A 16,486-nucleotide genomic window follows, 5' to 3' on the forward strand; every position below is an offset into this window, starting at 1 on the left:
GCAATGTTTGAACGTATCATTAGCTTCGCCATCCAGCAGCGATGGCTGGTCCTGCTCGCCGTGCTCGGAATGGCCGGGTTAGGGATTTTCAGCTACAACCGACTACCGATCGACGCGGTCCCTGACATTACCAACGTCCAGGTTCAGGTCAATACATCCGCACCGGGATATTCGCCGCTGGAAACCGAACAGCGTGTCACGTATCCGATCGAGGTCGTGATGGCCGGCCTGCCGGGACTCGAACAGACGCGTTCGCTGTCCCGCTATGGCCTGTCGCAGGTAACGGTCATCTTCAAGGATGGCACGGACATCTATTTCGCGCGCCAACTCGTCAACCAGCGCATCCAGGAAGCCAAGGACAATCTGCCTGAAGGCGTCGTGCCGGCGATGGGGCCTATTTCGACCGGCCTGGGGGAGATCTACCTATGGACCGTGGAAGCCGAGGAGGGTGCTCGCAAAGCTGACGGGACTGCCTATACGCCGACAGATCTGCGCGAAATCCAGGATTGGGTGGTTCGGCCGCAACTGCGCAATGTGCCTGGTGTCACCGAGATCAATACCATCGGTGGGTTCAACAAGCAGTACCTTGTCGCGCCAAGTCTTGAACGGCTTGCCTCGTACGGGCTGACCCTGACCGACGTCGTCAATGCGCTGAACAAGAACAACGACAATGTGGGTGCGGGCTATATCGAACGCCGGGGTGAGCAGTACCTGGTTCGTGCACCGGGTCAGGTCGCGTCCGAAGATGACATCCGCAACATTATTGTCGGCACGGCGCAGGGGCAGCCGATCCGCATTCGCGACATCGGGGATGTGGAGATCGGCAAGGAACTGCGTACCGGTGCGGCAACCGAGAATGGCAAGGAAGTCGTGCTGGGCACGGTATTCATGCTCATCGGCGAAAACAGCCGGGCTGTATCAAAAGCGGTCGATGAAAAGGTCGCTTCCATTAACCGTACGATGCCGGAAGGTGTGAAGATCGTAACGGTATACGACCGGACACGTCTGGTCGACAAGGCCATTGCGACCGTCAAGAAGAACCTTCTTGAAGGCGCGGTGCTCGTCATCGTAATTCTGTTCCTTTTCCTGGGTAACATCCGCGCGGCGCTGATTACCGCGACGATCATTCCGCTGGCGATGTTGTTCACCTTCACGGGGATGGTGAACTACAAGATCAGTGCGAACCTGATGAGCTTGGGCGCGCTCGACTTCGGCATCATCATCGATGGCGCGGTGGTGATTGTCGAAAACTGTGTGAGGCGACTGGCGCATGCGCAGGAACACCATGGCCGGCCATTGACGCGCTCCGAGCGGTTCCATGAGGTGTTTGCCGCAGCGAAGGAGGCGCGTCGCCCACTGATCTTCGGTCAGCTCATCATTATGATCGTCTACCTGCCGATCTTTGCGCTGACGGGGGTGGAAGGCAAGATGTTCCACCCGATGGCGTTCACGGTCGTCCAGGCGCTGCTGGGCGCGATGATTCTGTCCGTGACGTTCGTTCCGGCTGCGGTCGCCTTGTTCATCGGCGAACGGGTGGCCGAGAAAGAAAATCGTCTCATGCTCTGGGCGAAGCGTCGCTACGAGCCGCTGCTGGAAAAGTCGCTCGCGAACACGGCCGTTGTATTGACGTTTGCCGCGGTGTCAATTGTTCTGTGCGTGGCCATTGCGGCCCGCCTGGGCAGCGAGTTCATCCCCAATCTGAACGAAGGCGACATTGCCATCCAGGCGCTGCGCATTCCTGGCACGAGCCTGTCGCAGTCCGTGGAGATGCAGAAGACGATCGAGACGACCCTCAAGGCAAAATTCCCCGAAATCGAGCGCGTGTTTGCGCGGACAGGTACGGCGGAGATTGCATCCGATCCGATGCCGCCGAATATTTCGGATGGCTACATCATGCTCAAGCCTGAGAAGGATTGGCCAGAGCCGAAGAAAACACATGCCGAACTGCTGTCCGCCATCCAGGAGGAAGCCGGCAAGATCCCCGGGAACAACTACGAGTTCTCCCAACCGATCCAGCTGCGGTTCAACGAGCTGATCTCCGGGGTCCGCTCGGACGTCGCAGTCAAGATCTTCGGCGATGACAACAACGTGCTCAGCGAGACGGCGAAGAAGGTATCGGCCGTGCTGCAGGGCATCCCCGGCGCGCAGGAGGTGAAGGTAGAACAGACCACCGGCTTGCCGATGCTGACGGTCAAGATCGATCGGGAAAAGGCGGCGCGATACGGGCTTAACATGAGCGACGTGCAAGACGCGGTGGCAACGGGCGTCGGAGGCCGTGATTCCGGAACCTTCTTCCAGGGCGATCGTCGTTTCGATATCGTGGTCCGCCTGCCCGAAGCTGTGCGCGGCGAGGTCGAGGCTCTGCGCCGATTGCCGATTCCGTTGCCAAAAGGAGTGGACGCGAGAACGACGTTTATCCCATTGAGCGAGGTGGCGACGCTGGAAATGGCGCCCGGCCCGAACCAGATCTCGCGCGAGAACGGCAAGCGCCGCATCGTGATCAGTGCCAACGTTCGTGGACGTGATATTGGTTCATTCGTGCCCGAGGCGGAAGCGGCTATCCAAAGCCAGGTCAAGATCCCGGCTGGCTACTGGATGACATGGGGTGGCACCTTTGAGCAACTGCAGTCCGCCACCACCCGCCTGCAGGTGGTAGTGCCGGTGGCGCTGTTGCTGGTCTTCGTACTGTTGTTTGCGATGTTCAACAACATCAAGGATGGCTTGCTAGTCTTCACGGGCATTCCCTTTGCGCTGACTGGCGGGATTCTTGCCCTGTGGATACGCGGCATTCCGATGTCCATTACTGCAGCGGTGGGCTTCATCGCGCTGTGCGGGGTGGCGGTGCTCAATGGTCTGGTGATGCTGTCGTTTATCCGATCGCTGCGCGAAGAAGGGCATTCCCTCGACAGCGCGGTCCGAGTTGGCGCCCTGACGCGACTGCGTCCGGTGCTGATGACGGCCCTGGTGGCATCCCTGGGTTTCGTGCCGATGGCCATCGCCACCGGTACGGGCGCTGAGGTGCAACGTCCCCTCGCAACGGTGGTAATCGGTGGCATCTTGTCGTCCACGGCGCTGACCCTACTGGTGTTGCCGGTGCTCTATCGACTTGCTCACCGCAAGGATGAGGACGCGGAAGATACTCGCGAGCCAGTCACTCAGACGCATCAACCGGATCAAGGCCGCCAGCCTGCATGACGTAAATCCTTGGGCGGTCATCGTACCGCCCAATTTTTATAGGAGTTTCTATGGGCGCAGGTCACTCACACGACCATCCCGGTGGCAACGAGCGATCGCTCAAGATCGCCCTTGCGCTGACCGGTACGTTCCTGATTGCCGAAGTGGTCGGTGGTGTCATGACGAAGAGCCTGGCGTTGATCTCCGACGCCGCGCACATGCTCACGGACACCGTCGCACTGGCCATCGCACTGGCTGCTATTGCGATCGCCAAGCGACCCGCGGACAAGAAGCGGACATTTGGCTACTACCGTTTTGAGATTCTTGCCGCGGCCTTTAACGCATTGCTGCTGTTCGGTGTGGCTATCTACATCCTGTACGAAGCCTACCTGCGGCTGAAATCGCCACCTCAGATTGAGTCAACCGGCATGTTCGTCGTGGCTGTGCTGGGCCTGATCATCAATCTCATCAGCATGCGCATGCTGTCCTCCGGGCAAAGCAGCAGCCTGAACGTGAAGGGTGCTTATCTGGAAGTCTGGAGCGATCTGCTCGGGTCGGTTGGCGTCATCGCCGGTGCGATCATCATCCGCTTCACGGGCTGGGCGTGGGTCGACTCCGCCATTGCGGTGCTGATCGGCCTCTGGGTACTGCCTCGCACGTGGATCCTGCTGAAGTCGAGCCTGAATGTGCTGCTCGAAGGCGTACCCGATGACGTGGATCTGGCAGAGGTTGAGAAGCAAATTCTGGCGACGCCCGGGGTAAAAAGCTTCCATGACCTCCACATCTGGGCACTTACCAGCGGCAAGGCGAGCTTGACGGTTCATGTCGTGAATGACACGGCCGTCAACCCGGAAATGGAAGTGCTACCGGAATTGAAGCAGATGCTGGCTGACAAATTCGATATCACGCACGTGACCATTCAGTTCGAACTGGCACCATGCGAACAAGCGGATGCAGCTCAGCATTTCAATGCATCGCCAGCACTGGTCGGATCGAAGTCGCTTGCTGCAGGAGGAAACTAAGGTGCGGGTACTTGTTGTAGAAGACGAACCGCGTACTGCGGAGTATTTGCAGAAGGGATTGTCGGAGTCGGGTTTCGTGGTCGACATCGCGAACAATGGTGGCGATGGGCTCCACATGGCGGAAGAGACCGACTACGACGTCATCATCCTGGACGTCATGCTGCCAGGTATGGACGGGTGGACGGTCATCAAGTCCATTCGATCCAAGTCCGAGACACCCGTACTGTTTCTGACGGCGCTGGATGATGTGGCGGATCGTGTCAGAGGCTTCGAGTTGGGGGCAGACGATTACCTGGTCAAGCCCTTCGCCTTTGCCGAGCTCCTTGCCCGTATCCGGCGTTGCTTGCGCCAAAGCACCTCGAAGGAGTCCGAGCGATTGCGCATTGCCGATCTGGACATCGACGTGCTTGGAAGGCGGGTATTCCGGGGAACTACCCGCATTGAATTGACGAATCAGGAGTTCTCGCTGTTGCACCTGCTCATGCGCCGGAGAGGGGAGGTGCTGTCGCGAACCACGATCGCGTCCCAGGTCTGGGACGTCAACTTCGACACGGATACCAATGTCGTTGACGTCGCGATCCGGCGCCTGAGATCCAAGGTGGATGATCCCTTCGATCAAAAGCTGATCCATACCGTACGGGGAATGGGCTATGTCCTCGACCCAGAGCGCGGCCGGTGACGGAATGAGGCCCGGGACTTCGATAACCCCGCTGTCACTGACGAGGCGGCTTGGGCTCTTCTTTGCATTGGTACTGTCTATCGCGCTGGCCAGCATGGGCGCCTTTGCTTACTACTCGCTCGCCGCGCAACTCGAGGCCAGAGACGATGAGGTTGTAAAGGGAAAACTCGAACAGGTCGAGCATTTCTTGCGCGAGGTGGACGGGGTGCAGGGCGTCCCGGCGGCGCAGCATCGCTTCGATGATCTGGTGCGAGGTTACTCGGACCTCATCGTTCGCGTCACGGCGCTGGATGGCCGGCTTTTGTTTCGCACGGGCAACGATGCATTGCTGGAAGGCACTGACCAAGCGGCGGTCACGGGAAAGTCATCGCTCATGTTCCAGTCCGCCGATGCGGTGTTGGGGCGAGACGGTACGCGGGCGACGGTGTTCGTGGCGAAGTCTGGCGAGGACAGGAAGCAGGTGACTGCGCGATTCCGGACGACGCTCGTGCTTGGTACCACCGTCGGTGTGATATTGACGGCCCTGGTGGGGGCGGCCATTACGCGCCGTGAGCTGGAGCCGGCGCACGTACTTATCAAGCAGATCAACCGGATCAGTGTGGAACGGCTGAGCTACCGGGTGGACATGCCACCCAAGCCCACCGAAGTGCGTGATATCGCCTCTGCGTTCAATGCGATGCTGCAACGCCTCGAGGATGGTTATCAGAAGCTGTCGCGGTTCTCCGCCGATCTTGCCCATGATTTGCGCACGCCGCTTAACAACCTCATTGGACATGCCGAGGTCGCCTTGTCACGAGACCGCACCGGGCCCGAGTATGTCGCCTTGGTGGAGGAAAGCCTGGTCGAATACCAGCGACTTGCGAGGATGATCGATGCGATGTTGTTCCTCGCGCGAGCTGACAGTGCCAATGTGGCGCTCGAGTTGACGGAACTCCAGTTGAATGCAGAACTTCGCAAGTTGTCCGCCTACTTTTCGGTGCTTGCAGAGGAGCGAAGCGTCGTAATCAGGGTAAGCGGGGATGCCACCCTGGTCGCTGATGCCATTCTGTTCCAGCGTGCGATCAACAATGTTCTGTCAAATGCGGTCCGTCATGCGTGGCCGAATTCGATGATAGATCTGGTGGTGCGCCGCGAAGCGGCACATTGTTGCATCGACATCACGAACGTTGGAGACCCAATCCCGGAGCGGGAACTTTCCCTCATCTTTGATCGGTTCTTCCGTGGGGATAGGGCGAGATCCAACTCGTCACAGTCCACGGGGCTGGGCCTGGCCATCGTCCTGTCGATCATGGAGCTCCATGGCGGCGACGCGTCAGCCGTGAGCGGCTTGGATGGGAAGACACGCTTTACATTGCGCTTCCCGCTCAACGGTGCTGAAGCCTCAGCGCGGGTTTCGGTGGGTAGGCCGAGTCAGGACCGACCAGTCGTTGGGTAGAGTGGTGCAATGAGCCCGATTGCCTATTTGTAATCGCCGGGCAAGGCTGCAGCATGCGTACAATTTATACACTCGTTTTCATAGATCAACGAAGTCTCTAGAAAGGAGATGACTATGAAAACGAAGAAACACGCCTTGCTGTTTGCGGCGTTGCTGTTGGGTGGGATGTCGGCTTCGTATGCTTTGGAAATGACCGGGTTGAAACCGGGCGTGCCTGCGTCGACGGCGACGGCGCAGGCGATGGCGAAGCGTCACGCGACCTTGTATGGCGATCCAGCCGGCCAATCTCAGGCCAGTCGCATTATCGACGTGAAGCCAGGGATGCGGTATGTCAACGTGGACTCTGGCGAGACGGTGGCATTTCGGGCCGGCGAGAAGATCGTCGCATGGACCTTCGCCCAGATGGTCAGGGATTCGAGTGTGGATCTTGGCTTGTTGATGCCGGATCTGCCAGGTAGCGCTGGCGTGCGCGTCTATATTGATAGAAGCGACCTCTTCACAGGCGGCTGAACGTTGCTGAACCGATGAACTGCAGGCCCCGCGCAATGCGGGGCTTTTTTCATCATCATTGGCGTTGGCTCTGCCGCTTAGCAATACACGAGGCGACGGGAAGTTGTGGCACGCGCAACCGTATCGTAAACGGCACTAGATTGACGCCGATGGACGGAAAAAAAGCTTGCCCTCCAGGGAGGGCAAGCTTCGGAAGCTTTCGCCATCGGGATAAAGCGAAAGAGCACCAAGAGCCAGGCAACTGACGGGTGCCTGGCTCCCCCACAGAGGTCGGTCTGAGTGTCAGGGATGGCTATGCGTCAAATTCCGCGTGCGCCATCGGTGAACACATCACGCGGCCCGATACGAGAGCCGTCAGTAAATACGTCACGTTGGCCGAGGCGTGCTCCGTCGGTGAACACGTCGCGCTTGTCGATGCGTGCACCGCCAGAGTAAATGTCGTTGACTGCCGCACGTCCGCCATCGGTGTACGGATCGCGAGGGCGGTGGATCTGGCCGTCTGGCGTTGCGGCGACGGCGGATCCGGCGGCGGCAATCGTGAGGGCAGCAGCAATCAGGGCAGTGTGAATCGTCTTCATGGAATCTCTCCAAGTCAATGTTTGTGAGTCTTTAATCGCTCACCGTGTTCACAGTCTAGCTACCGGACCTGCTCCACTGAATTACCCGCGTATTACGATCCTGTCATAAAAAAATGCCTCCCGGTTGGGAGGCAAAAACTCTCTTGAATTAACAAGAAAGTGTCGATTCTTTTGGGGACGATCAGAACTTGTGGCGTACGCCTACGATGACGCCGGTCTGATCCTTGCCGGGAACAACGTTGGTCGGGCTGCCAGTCGTCGAGTTGAAGCCGTTCATGCCCAGCTGCGAATTGCCGCGGTTCAGTGCGTAACCGACGTTCATATACACGTCGGTACGCTTCGAGAACGCGTAGTCTGCCGAAGCAACGAACAGGAGCGGGTCTGCGCTCGAGTTGCGGCTGTCCGTGTAGTAGGCCGCGCCGGTCAGCGTCAGTGCGGGCGTCAGGCCATAGCGCAGGCCGGCCCAGTACAGGTTCGAACCGTTCGTCGGCAGCGTACCAACGTTGCCGTTGTACCAACGATAGCCAATGAACGCCTTGGCCGGGCCAAATGCGTAACTGGCGCCAATCAGCGCGCGGCGGTCCTTGCGGTCGGCCGTTGCGACGGAGGTACCCTGGAATTCATCGTACACCGCGCCAACTGCGAGGGCGCCGGTTTCGTACATGAGCGACACGCCCATGTTGCGATCGACCTTGTAGTTCCCTGGCACTTCGCCGCCGCCGGTGCGACTGAAGCTGTAAAGACCACTGACTGTCAGGCCGCTGAACGTGCCGCGGTACTTGACCGCGTTGTCAGCACGGCCCGCCAGGACGTCATCCATCTTGAAGAGCGAGTAACGCGGCGCGAAGCCCATCGGGTCGAGCTGCAGCGTGGTGTCATACAACGGCGTAGTTTGGCGACCCAGCGTCAGCGCACCATACTTGCTGCTCAGGCCCACGAAGGCACCACGATCGAAAAGACGCGAGCTGTTGTTTTGCGCGCCGGTGTCGAAGGAAATGCCGCTTTCCAGCTCGAAGATGGCCTTCAGGCCCCCGCCGAGATCTTCGACGCCACGCATGCCCCAGCGCGACGTCGACATGTTGCCGGAGGTCATGCGAACCTGGCTCGAGCCACCCGGCGAAGCTGAGGGGACGTTGCTCAGATATTCGATACCAGCGTCGGCCACACCATACAGCGTGACGCTTGACTGAGCGAATGCGGTTGTAGCGAACAGACCGAGTGATGCGACGGCAATGCGACTAATCTTCATGGATTCTCCTCATTAAGACCCGAAATTAATTTCGTGGGGGCGAGTATAGAAATCGGCAGATGACGGTCAGATTGCGACGCAATTACGTGGGGTCACTTCGTCGCGTGGGGGCGACAGGGATGGAATGTGACGGGGATGTTTGGATTGACAACGCTTTTCAGGAAATGCGTCAACGTAGGTCCGCAAGAACATTGCGGGTTGGTAATGGGAAACTCACGAAAAGAGGCCGCTTCTCTCGAGACACGATTGACAGTCCCTGCAATACGCTGCGGGCTTCGAATCAGGTGGAGAGTGAAGATGGACACGCCATACGTTGCAAAGTGGGCCCGTAGCGAAGACAGCGTTCACGAGCAGGCACTGCGACTTCGCACGCGACGGTTCGAGCTGCTGTCTGCAAATATTGCAAATGCGGATACGCCGAACTACAAGGCGCGCGATATCGACTTCAGCGCCGAGTTGGAGAGAGTGATGGGCAGTGGTCAGAATTTTGCAGGCATGACCATGACTTCGCCGCGGCATATCGAAGCAAGCAAGCCCGCGCTGGAGGAGGATCTGATGTATCGCGTGCCACTTCAGTCGAGCATGGACGGAAACACCGTGGAGATGGACGTCGAACGCGTGGCGTTCGCAGAGAACGCGCTGCGGATGCGGTTCTCCATTCAGAAGACTGCCGACGAGTACAAGGACATGCTCAAGCTCTACCAGGACATGCGGCCCTAGCGGGAAAACCGCCACTACTTACAAGGCGGCTTGGGCGTGGCGACAGCACTGGAGGCGTCTTTGGAAGACGGCTCCGGTGTGCTCGCAGAAGATTCTTGCTTCGACGGGTGTTTGGCTGTGCGATGACGCGGGTTGGCCGCCCAGGAAAGCTGTAGGTCGCGAGAGGCGTATCCGGGGTCCGAATGATCAGCTCCGACAGGAAGCCACTGCGCCGGCTCCGGCCTGAGCCCGCCACCGGCTGCTGGAGCTGGCAAAGCGTAGGCCAGCAATACTGAGCATGCGACGGCGCTAATCATCGGTAGGTTCCTGGGCGGCTCACGCGAGGATCGTCTCTCCCGCACGATAGTACGCTCAGATTGCGGGCACATTACCAATGCATTACGGCGGGGCATTTGGGCGCTGACTCATTGAGCTTTGTTGTTGCAATGCGGGGCACACTAGTTGCTAATACTGTGCAACGGCGTGAATGCCGATTCAGACTGACTGGAGCCTGCGACAATGACCGAAAAGCTGCGCCTGGACATTCCTGTCTTGCTTCCCGGCCTCCCCGATTCCTCCGATCCCTGTGTTGAACGGTTGCTGTCCGAACTGAGAGGGAAAGAGGGCGTCGAGGCGGCGCATATAAAAACTGCAAACGTTGATAGCGATTCGCAGATATGTGTCCACTACGATCCCGCGGCGATTTCCCTTGCCCGCATCCGGGAGCTGGTGACAAGCACGGGCGCGGCGATTTCGTCACGGTTTGGCCATGTGCTTTGGCAAGTGAAGGGCGTTGGGCACGAACGACGAGCGCGAACCGTAGCTAGCCAACTACGGGCCTTGCCCGGTGTCATCGAGGCCGAAGTCAGCGCCTCCGGCATAGCGCGCGTCGAATTCGACAACGATCGGATCTCCGCGGCAGGGATCGAGCAGGCCCTGGCGCAACGCGGGCTCGCGCCGGTTGAGATCGGTGCCCGGAAGAGCGGTCATGCCGACCATGAACACCGCGAGGGCGTCAAGGATCATGCGCAGGGGGAAGGCAAGGGGCATGAGGCCCACGCGCACGGCAGCGTGTTTGGGCCGAATACTGAGCTAATCTTCTCCCTGATTTGTGGGGCCTTGCTTGGGCTCGGATTTGCCGTGGGTAAGCTGTTCGGCAGCCTGCCAGCATGGATTCCGGTTGCCTTCTTTGTCGGCGCGTATTTTTTTGGTGGTTTCTATACCGTTCGGGAAGCGATAGAGAACCTCCGGCTAAAGAAGTTCGAAATCGACACACTGATGCTGGTAGCCGCCGCAGGGGCGGCGGCGTTAGGCGCCTGGGCGGAAGGCGCGCTACTTCTCTTTTTGTTCAGTCTCGGCCACGGGCTCGAACACTACGCCATGGGGCGCGCCAAGCGGGCGATCGAAGCGTTGGCGGCGCTCGCACCGGCTACAGCAAGTGTGCGGCGTGAAGGCGAGGTACGAGAGGTCCCCGTCGAGGAATTGCAGGTGGGGGATGTGGTGGTGGTTCGGCCGAACGAACGCCTCCCCGCCGATGGCTTTCTGGTAAAGGGGGCTTCCGCAGTCAATCAAGCGCCGGTTACTGGCGAAAGCATCCCGGTCGACAAGCAGCCCGTGGATGACGCCGCCGCAGCCAGAAGGAAGCCCGATGCCGTAGGGGCCGTGTCCCGCGTGTTCGCCGGAACCATCAATGGCGCCGGCGCCATTGAAGTGGAAGTGACGCGCCTTTCCACGGACAGCGCCCTGGCGAAAGTCGTCAAGATGGTCAACGAGGCCGAAGCGCAAAAGTCACCGAGCCAGCGGTTCACCGAGAAGTTCGAACGGATCTTTGTTCCTGCAGTGCTTGTGCTGGCGGTATTGCTGCTGTTTGCAGGGCTAGTGATCAATGAGCCGTTCAGTGCGACCTTCTACCGCGCCATGGCGGTGCTGGTTGCCGCCAGCCCATGCGCGCTCGCCATCGCGACACCGAGCGCGGTGCTGTCGGGGGTAGCGCGCGCCGCGCGAGGGGGTGTGCTGATCAAGGGCGGGGCGCCGCTCGAAAACCTGGGTTCACTGAAAGCCATTGCATTCGATAAGACGGGGACGCTGACGGAGGGGCGCCCCCGTATTACCGATGTGATGGTCGCCGAAGGAGTAGCTGAAGCGGAATTGTTGAGCGTAGCGGTCGCCGTGGAGTCGCTCAGCGACCACCCGTTGGCTGCGGCCATTGCCCGCGATGGCCGCAAGCGCCTGGAAGGCAGTTCCATCCCGGAAGCGTCTCATCTCCAAAGCTTGACCGGACGCGGGGTCACGGCGACGTTGGGCGGTAAGACCGTCTGGATTGGCAAGCCTGACATGTTCGGCGCCGACGGGATTGCACCGCTTAGCGAATCGATGGCGAGCGCAGTGCAGACGCTGCGCAGCACTGGCCGCACGACAATGATCGTCAGGCAGGGAGATCGGGACCTCGGCGCCATTGGGCTGATGGACACGCCGCGCGCCTCGGCGCGCGCTGCCCTCGAGGCACTGCGCAGGCTGGGTATCACACGCATGATCATGATCTCCGGCGATCACCAGCGCGCAGCCGAAGCCGTTGCCAAGGACGTAGGTATCGATGAAGCCTGGGGCGATCTGATGCCTGAGGACAAGGTCAAAGCCATCCAGACGTTGCGCGCGGAAGCCAAAGTGGCCATGGTCGGCGACGGCGTCAACGACGCGCCGGCAATGGCCAACGCCACGGTGGGCATCGCAATGGGTGCGGCAGGTTCAGATGTGGCATTGGAAACGGCGGATGTTGCGCTGATGGCCGACGACCTCCAACACCTGCCTTTTGTGGTCGGTTTAAGCCGACATACGCGGGCCATCATCCTTCAGAACGTGTATATCAGCCTCGGCGTCGTGGCGTTCCTTCTGCCAGCCACGATCCTCGGCCTCGGTATCGGGCCCGCCGTGGCCATGCATGAGGGGTCGACGCTGATCGTGGTGTTCAATGCGCTTCGACTGCTAACCTATCGCGACAAATCCCCATGACGGGCCCCGGCCGCAATGATGACGATGCCAGATGCGGCGGCAGCTATGGCCGCCGACTCATTTGGCGGCATTGCCGCAACTTCCACAGAACTTTGCGTCGCGTGGGAGTAAGGTGCCGCATCGACTGCACGGCGCCGGAGCCAGTGAACTGCCGCATTGCTGGCAGAAGCGCGCGCCCTGGGCGCTCACCGTGCCGCAGTTGGGGCAGTGGACGCCGGCGGGGCTTTGTGGTGGCGAAGGATTCCCATAGCCGTAGCTGCCGCCACCACCATGATGACCTCCTCGACGACCGTGCTCACTTCCGCCGCCGTGATGACCGCCGCCGTGACGGCCCATGAGCCTTTCCAAGAAACCCATCATTCCTCCTAAGTGGATGGATCGTCGCTGCGGCCCCGTGGTGTCGGGTGCTGCGACGACTTGCGCTGCTACGCGTCAGCCAATGCCTGTAGTAAATAGTCTGTAGTGACTACAGGGTCAATGGTCGGTGGATGCGAAGAACGGAATAAGTTGAATACGAGGCTCTTTCTTTCGAAAACGTCATGATCCCGATAGTTGCTCGCCATGTCGTGAGAGCGCATGGAAGGCGGGCTGTCTATCGGCTTGGCGCAAGGGTTTCCGTGAGGATGGCATCCCGCTGAGGAGCCTCGGGGAGGCCAGGAGCTTTGCCTTCCGGGCATCCGGGTGCGTGAAAGATTGCTGCAGGCGGGGTGCCACCCCGTGTCGCTGCGGCCACCTGCCCCGGCTCGGCGGTGGGGGTGCCGGGGCCGATCGGCGCCGTATAGCTTGCCACCAGATACACGGGCCGCCGCTTGACTTCATTGAACAGACGCCCAACATATTCCCCGAGCACGCCTAGGAAAACCAGTTGCAGGCCGCCCAGCAGAAGCAGGACGGTCATCATGGATGGGTAGCCGTGTACGGGGTCGCCGTAGAGCAGCGTCTTGCCAACGATGAAGGCGGCCATGCCAAAGGCGGGAACGGCAACAAGCAGGCCGATCGAGGTCGCAAACTTGAGCGGCACGGTGGAAAAGGCAGTGATGCCATCCACGGCAAAACGCAACAGCTTGCGGTAGTTGAACTTGGTCTTCCCGGATGCCCGCGCGTCACGCCGATACAAGACGGCGGTCTGCCGGAATCCTATCCAGGCATACAGCCCCTTCATGAAGCGGTGCTGCTCCCGGAGTTGTCCGAGTGCGGCAACGGCACGACGGCTCATGACGCGGAAGTCGCCGGTGTCGGCCGGAATCTCCGTATCGCTGAGCTTGCCCATCAGGCGGTAAAACCAGTGCGCGGTGAACTTCTTGAGGAACGATTCGCCATCCCGGGAAGTGCGCGTGGCGTACACCACGTCGAACCCCTCGCGCCATTTCTCGATCAACGACGGAATCAGTTCGGGCGGATCCTGCAGATCGGCGTCGATGATCACAACGGCGTCGCCGCTTGCCACGTCGAGGCCCGCCGTTAGCGCGGCTTCCTTGCCGAAGTTGCGACTCAGCTCGACAATGCCGACGCGCGCTTCGGCCGCCTTGAGATTGTGTGCAACCGCCAGTGATCGATCGCGGCTGCCATCGTCCACGTAGATAATCTCGTATTCCGATGCCAATTCATCCATCACGCGGAGAAGCCGAAAGTGAAACTGTGGCAGGACAGCTTCTTCATTGAAGAGCGGTACGACGACCGAGATCTTCTCTGGCAGCAGGCTGGCGGCATTCATCGCATCGCTCCATTCATGAACGTCCAATTTGCATGGAGTACGTAGTTGATCAACATGACGAAAATTGTCGAGAGGATTTGAGCAACCAGGTAGTGAAGCCCCAATGCCAGTCCAACCCACATCAGAAGTGAGTTAAGAAAGAACGCCAGCGCGGAAACGAGAATGAACCGTCCGAAAGTGGCGCGTTGTGGTCGGACTGGTGTGAACACCCATCGGCTGCTGATGCAGTAGTGCGTCAGAAGGCCTGCAACACTGCCGGCGGCAGACGCCGGTAGCGCTGCAACCCCGAAACCGACCAGCGTGATCAGTGTTGCGTAGTGTGTAGCGGTTGCCGTCGCCCCCGCGCCCAGAAACCGTACAAATCGTGATGGGATGTTCATGGTTTTTGCACCAGAACGTTGACGCCATGTCGTCCGATCACAATTGTGTTGCCGCCGAGCAGCGGTCTCAGTCGATAAAACGTCTCGTGCCGCATGACCGCGAGCTTGTGACCAGGGGTCAGCCATCGCTGCGCAAAAGCTTCTTCATTAGCAATCCACTTGTCGGGCTCGACCGAGAAGCCGAGATCCAGCTCGGATCTGGCGCCGACAATGATCGGTTCTCGTTCGGCGTAAAACGCCAGACCTCGGTCAATCTGGCCCACGTTGAACAGTTCTGTGTTGACGCGGGACGCCGCCTTGGCTTCCAAGCCAAGTGGTTTGATGGAGAGGGATCCAAACGCCCGAGACGCCATCAAGCCAGCCTGAAGGCTGGCCAGCGTCGCCAGCGAAGCGACGGCAACCGCGCAGAGCCTGTGGCCGCGCAGGGCGATCCCAAAGGCCAGGAAGCCACCGATGACCAGGATGCCCATCGTGATGGCGCCCCAGGTATGCAATGAGGCCGGATTGCTGATATTGAGCTTCAGTACCGCATTCGACATTGTCGGATGCCATAGCAGCACGGCGATGGCAACGCCGAGCACAGGCATGGCAAGAAAGCTTGCCGCCAGTGTGGGGCGGGCTGCAGTCATGGATCTGTACGCGAGCAAGACGGCCACCGGTGGGAAGGCAGGCAGGATATAGAGCGGCAGCTTCGAGCGCGAAATCGAAAAGAAGGCAATGACAACGACTACCCACAGCGACAGAAACAGTCGTGCGTCGAAGCCAGGCGTTGCCTGTGCGCTGCGAGAGCGGAGTGCGATAGCACGGGGAATCAAGCCCATGAACGGCAGGACGCCTGCCGCACCAACGGCCAGGAAGAACCAGAATGGCTTGTCCCGCTCGTGAACCGAGGACGAGAACCTCGCGAAGTGTTCGTGGATGAAGAAGTAATTCAGAAATTCGGGGTTGCGCTGGGACACCACGACAAACCAAGGCATGGTGATGGCCACCGCAAGCAGGCTCCAGCGCCAGAATCTCGCGCTAAAAAAAGCGGAAAATTGTCGAGTGACCGCTCCGTATAGCAGCAGCGTGATTCCTGGCAGTACCAGGGCAATCAGGCCTTTGGCAAGAAATGCCAGGCCGACCAACAACCAGATCAGGGGGTATAAGCGAGGTTCCCGATTCTGGTAGGCCACGGCGAAAACGAGAGCGGCACTGCCGAGCAGTGCGCCGACGCCAATGTCTGTTGTTGTCAGATTCGAGCCGAGAATCCAGAGGGGAGCGCCGATGAGCACCAGCGCTGAGGCGAGGCCTATGCGCGTGTCATAGAGCGATCGCGCCGCCCACCATGCGACGAGTGCGCCCAGCAGTCCCACAAGCGCACTCCAGATCCTTGCTGTCCACTCGGACGGCCCGAAGAGCGTATAGGCGCTGGCGGTCGCCCAATACTGCAGGGGCGGCTTGTCGAAGAACTTGATGCCGTTCAACCGCGGCGTGACCCAATCGCCGGAGACGAACATCTCGCGCGGAACCTCGGCGTAACGACCCTCGTCGGGTTCATAGAGGGGACGCACGGATAGCGTGGACATCCAGAGGACCACCGCGAGCGCGATGGTCAAAGCCATGAAAATCTGTCGCTTCAAGAGACTGCCCGTCCAGGTGTGCGGTGGCAACTGCTACCGCGCTTGGTCAAATGCTCTCAGGGCGCAACGACATAGATGCCGGATGTGGTTCGTCGCCGTCGTGATGTTGAATCATGGAGCAGTTCACGCGGCGCCGCTTGACGCTCCAGAACCGAGGATGCGATTCACGCGGGAGTCCGAAGAATGGCGACTTGGCCAGCAGAGAGCGAACAGCGGGATTCTAGGGCGCTCACCTGTCGGGGGGATTACGAGATGATGACGGCGCAGTCCGCCGTGGAGTGCGTTGCGGCAGAAGATGTTGCCTGTTAAAGCGCAGCGTCAGCTCATGGTAACCCAAGTGCTTCGGAGAACGGGCGTCGGGTTCGATGCCTTTGCGCGTAACCATTCGGCCATGTCTGCGCAATGTTCTGCGTAG

General features: G+C 59.8%; 13 protein-coding genes. 7 read left to right on the forward strand and 6 right to left on the reverse strand.

The window, feature by feature from the left end:
• The first annotated feature begins 3 nt into the window (after positions 1 to 3).
• The 5 genes from czcA to czcE all read left to right on the forward strand — a co-directional run bounded on the left by czcA (position 4) and on the right by czcE (position 6,820).
• Complete coding sequence (czcA, locus tag D9X30_RS07790; RefSeq protein ID WP_153950015.1) at positions 4 to 3,195, forward strand: heavy metal efflux RND transporter CzcA; 3,192 nt, start codon at positions 4 to 6, stop codon at positions 3,193 to 3,195.
• Positions 3,196 to 3,245: 50 nt separating this feature from the next.
• Entirely contained in the window at positions 3,246 to 4,196 is a 951-nt protein-coding gene (locus D9X30_RS07795) for a cation diffusion facilitator family transporter (protein ID WP_004635344.1), read from the forward strand.
• Position 4,197: 1 nt separating this feature from the next.
• The gene (gene czcR, locus D9X30_RS07800) at positions 4,198 to 4,875 is read left to right on the forward strand and encodes a heavy metal homeostasis two-component system response regulator CzcR (RefSeq protein ID WP_008646724.1); all 678 of its coding nucleotides are present in this window, start codon (positions 4,198 to 4,200) and stop codon (positions 4,873 to 4,875) included.
• Between the two features lie 4 nt (positions 4,876 to 4,879).
• On the forward strand, positions 4,880 to 6,310 hold the full coding sequence (gene czcS, locus D9X30_RS07805; RefSeq protein ID WP_011229349.1) for a sensor histidine kinase CzcS: 1,431 nt from the start codon (positions 4,880 to 4,882) through the stop codon (positions 6,308 to 6,310).
• Positions 6,311 to 6,418: 108 nt separating this feature from the next.
• On the forward strand, positions 6,419 to 6,820 hold the full coding sequence (gene czcE, locus D9X30_RS07810) for a copper-binding periplasmic protein CzcE (RefSeq protein WP_153950014.1): 402 nt from the start codon (positions 6,419 to 6,421) through the stop codon (positions 6,818 to 6,820).
• A 299-nt stretch (positions 6,821 to 7,119) separates the two neighbouring features.
• Here the strand turns inward: czcE and D9X30_RS07815 are convergent, their stop codons facing one another.
• Together D9X30_RS07815 and D9X30_RS07820 are read right to left on the reverse strand one after the other, a co-directional pair.
• Positions 7,120 to 7,398: a hypothetical protein gene (locus D9X30_RS07815; RefSeq protein ID WP_153950013.1), complete on the reverse strand. Its 279-nt coding sequence runs from the start codon at positions 7,396 to 7,398 to the stop codon at positions 7,120 to 7,122.
• 181 nt (positions 7,399 to 7,579) lie between these two features.
• Complete coding sequence (locus D9X30_RS07820) at positions 7,580 to 8,647, reverse strand: porin (RefSeq protein ID WP_153950012.1); 1,068 nt, start codon at positions 8,645 to 8,647, stop codon at positions 7,580 to 7,582.
• Positions 8,648 to 8,944: 297 nt separating this feature from the next.
• Here D9X30_RS07820 and flgB point away from each other — a divergent pair, with 297 nt between their 5' ends.
• Positions 8,945 to 9,367 carry a flagellar basal body rod protein FlgB gene (flgB, locus tag D9X30_RS07825; RefSeq protein WP_153950011.1) on the forward strand — a complete coding sequence of 141 codons (423 nt, stop codon included), beginning with the start codon at positions 8,945 to 8,947 and terminating at the stop codon, positions 9,365 to 9,367.
• Positions 9,368 to 9,865: 498 nt separating this feature from the next.
• On the forward strand, positions 9,866 to 12,355 hold the full coding sequence (locus D9X30_RS07830) for a heavy metal translocating P-type ATPase (protein ID WP_153950010.1): 2,490 nt from the start codon (positions 9,866 to 9,868) through the stop codon (positions 12,353 to 12,355).
• A 57-nt stretch (positions 12,356 to 12,412) separates the two neighbouring features.
• Here D9X30_RS07830 and D9X30_RS07835 read toward each other — a convergent pair whose 3' ends face one another.
• The 4 genes from D9X30_RS07835 to D9X30_RS07850 form a co-directional block, all read right to left on the reverse strand.
• Positions 12,413 to 12,715 carry a zinc ribbon domain-containing protein gene (locus D9X30_RS07835; RefSeq protein ID WP_153950009.1) on the reverse strand — a complete coding sequence of 101 codons (303 nt, stop codon included), beginning with the start codon at positions 12,713 to 12,715 and terminating at the stop codon, positions 12,413 to 12,415.
• A gap of 232 nt (positions 12,716 to 12,947) precedes the next feature.
• Entirely contained in the window at positions 12,948 to 14,069 is a 1,122-nt protein-coding gene (locus tag D9X30_RS07840) for a glycosyltransferase family 2 protein (protein ID WP_153950008.1), read from the reverse strand.
• Positions 14,066 to 14,449 (reverse strand): GtrA family protein, encoded by a 384-nt coding sequence (locus tag D9X30_RS07845; RefSeq protein WP_153950007.1) that lies wholly within the window; start codon positions 14,447 to 14,449, stop codon positions 14,066 to 14,068. Before D9X30_RS07845 ends, D9X30_RS07840 begins: the two co-directional genes overlap by 4 nt.
• Complete coding sequence (locus D9X30_RS07850; RefSeq protein ID WP_153950006.1) at positions 14,446 to 16,053, reverse strand: glycosyltransferase family 39 protein; 1,608 nt, start codon at positions 16,051 to 16,053, stop codon at positions 14,446 to 14,448. Before D9X30_RS07850 ends, D9X30_RS07845 begins: the two co-directional genes overlap by 4 nt.
• Positions 16,054 to 16,486 lie beyond the last annotated feature (433 nt).

The sequence above is a fragment of the Cupriavidus sp. U2 genome (genome assembly GCF_009663685.2).
Classification (GTDB): domain Bacteria; phylum Pseudomonadota; class Gammaproteobacteria; order Burkholderiales; family Burkholderiaceae; genus Cupriavidus; species Cupriavidus necator_C.

Excerpts from the sequence above, each read along its gene's own strand:
- czcA (WP_153950015.1), top strand. The coding sequence starts at position 4 with ATGTTTGAACGTATCATTAGCTTCGCCATCCAGCAGCGATGGCTGGTC.
- D9X30_RS07795 (WP_004635344.1), top strand. The coding sequence starts at position 3,246 with ATGGGCGCAGGTCACTCACACGACCATCCCGGTGGCAACGAGCGATCG.
- czcS (WP_011229349.1), top strand. The coding sequence starts at position 4,880 with ATGAGGCCCGGGACTTCGATAACCCCGCTGTCACTGACGAGGCGGCTT.
- czcE (WP_153950014.1), top strand. The coding sequence starts at position 6,419 with ATGACTATGAAAACGAAGAAACACGCCTTGCTGTTTGCGGCGTTGCTG.
- D9X30_RS07815 (WP_153950013.1), bottom strand. The coding sequence starts at position 7,398 with ATGAAGACGATTCACACTGCCCTGATTGCTGCTGCCCTCACGATTGCC.
- D9X30_RS07820 (WP_153950012.1), bottom strand. The coding sequence starts at position 8,647 with ATGAAGATTAGTCGCATTGCCGTCGCATCACTCGGTCTGTTCGCTACA.
- flgB (WP_153950011.1), top strand. The coding sequence starts at position 8,945 with ATGGACACGCCATACGTTGCAAAGTGGGCCCGTAGCGAAGACAGCGTT.
- D9X30_RS07830 (WP_153950010.1), top strand. The coding sequence starts at position 9,866 with ATGACCGAAAAGCTGCGCCTGGACATTCCTGTCTTGCTTCCCGGCCTC.
- D9X30_RS07835 (WP_153950009.1), bottom strand. The coding sequence starts at position 12,715 with ATGATGGGTTTCTTGGAAAGGCTCATGGGCCGTCACGGCGGCGGTCAT.
- D9X30_RS07840 (WP_153950008.1), bottom strand. The coding sequence starts at position 14,069 with ATGAATGCCGCCAGCCTGCTGCCAGAGAAGATCTCGGTCGTCGTACCG.
- D9X30_RS07845 (WP_153950007.1), bottom strand. The coding sequence starts at position 14,449 with ATGAACATCCCATCACGATTTGTACGGTTTCTGGGCGCGGGGGCGACG.
- D9X30_RS07850 (WP_153950006.1), bottom strand. The coding sequence starts at position 16,053 with ATGGCTTTGACCATCGCGCTCGCGGTGGTCCTCTGGATGTCCACGCTA.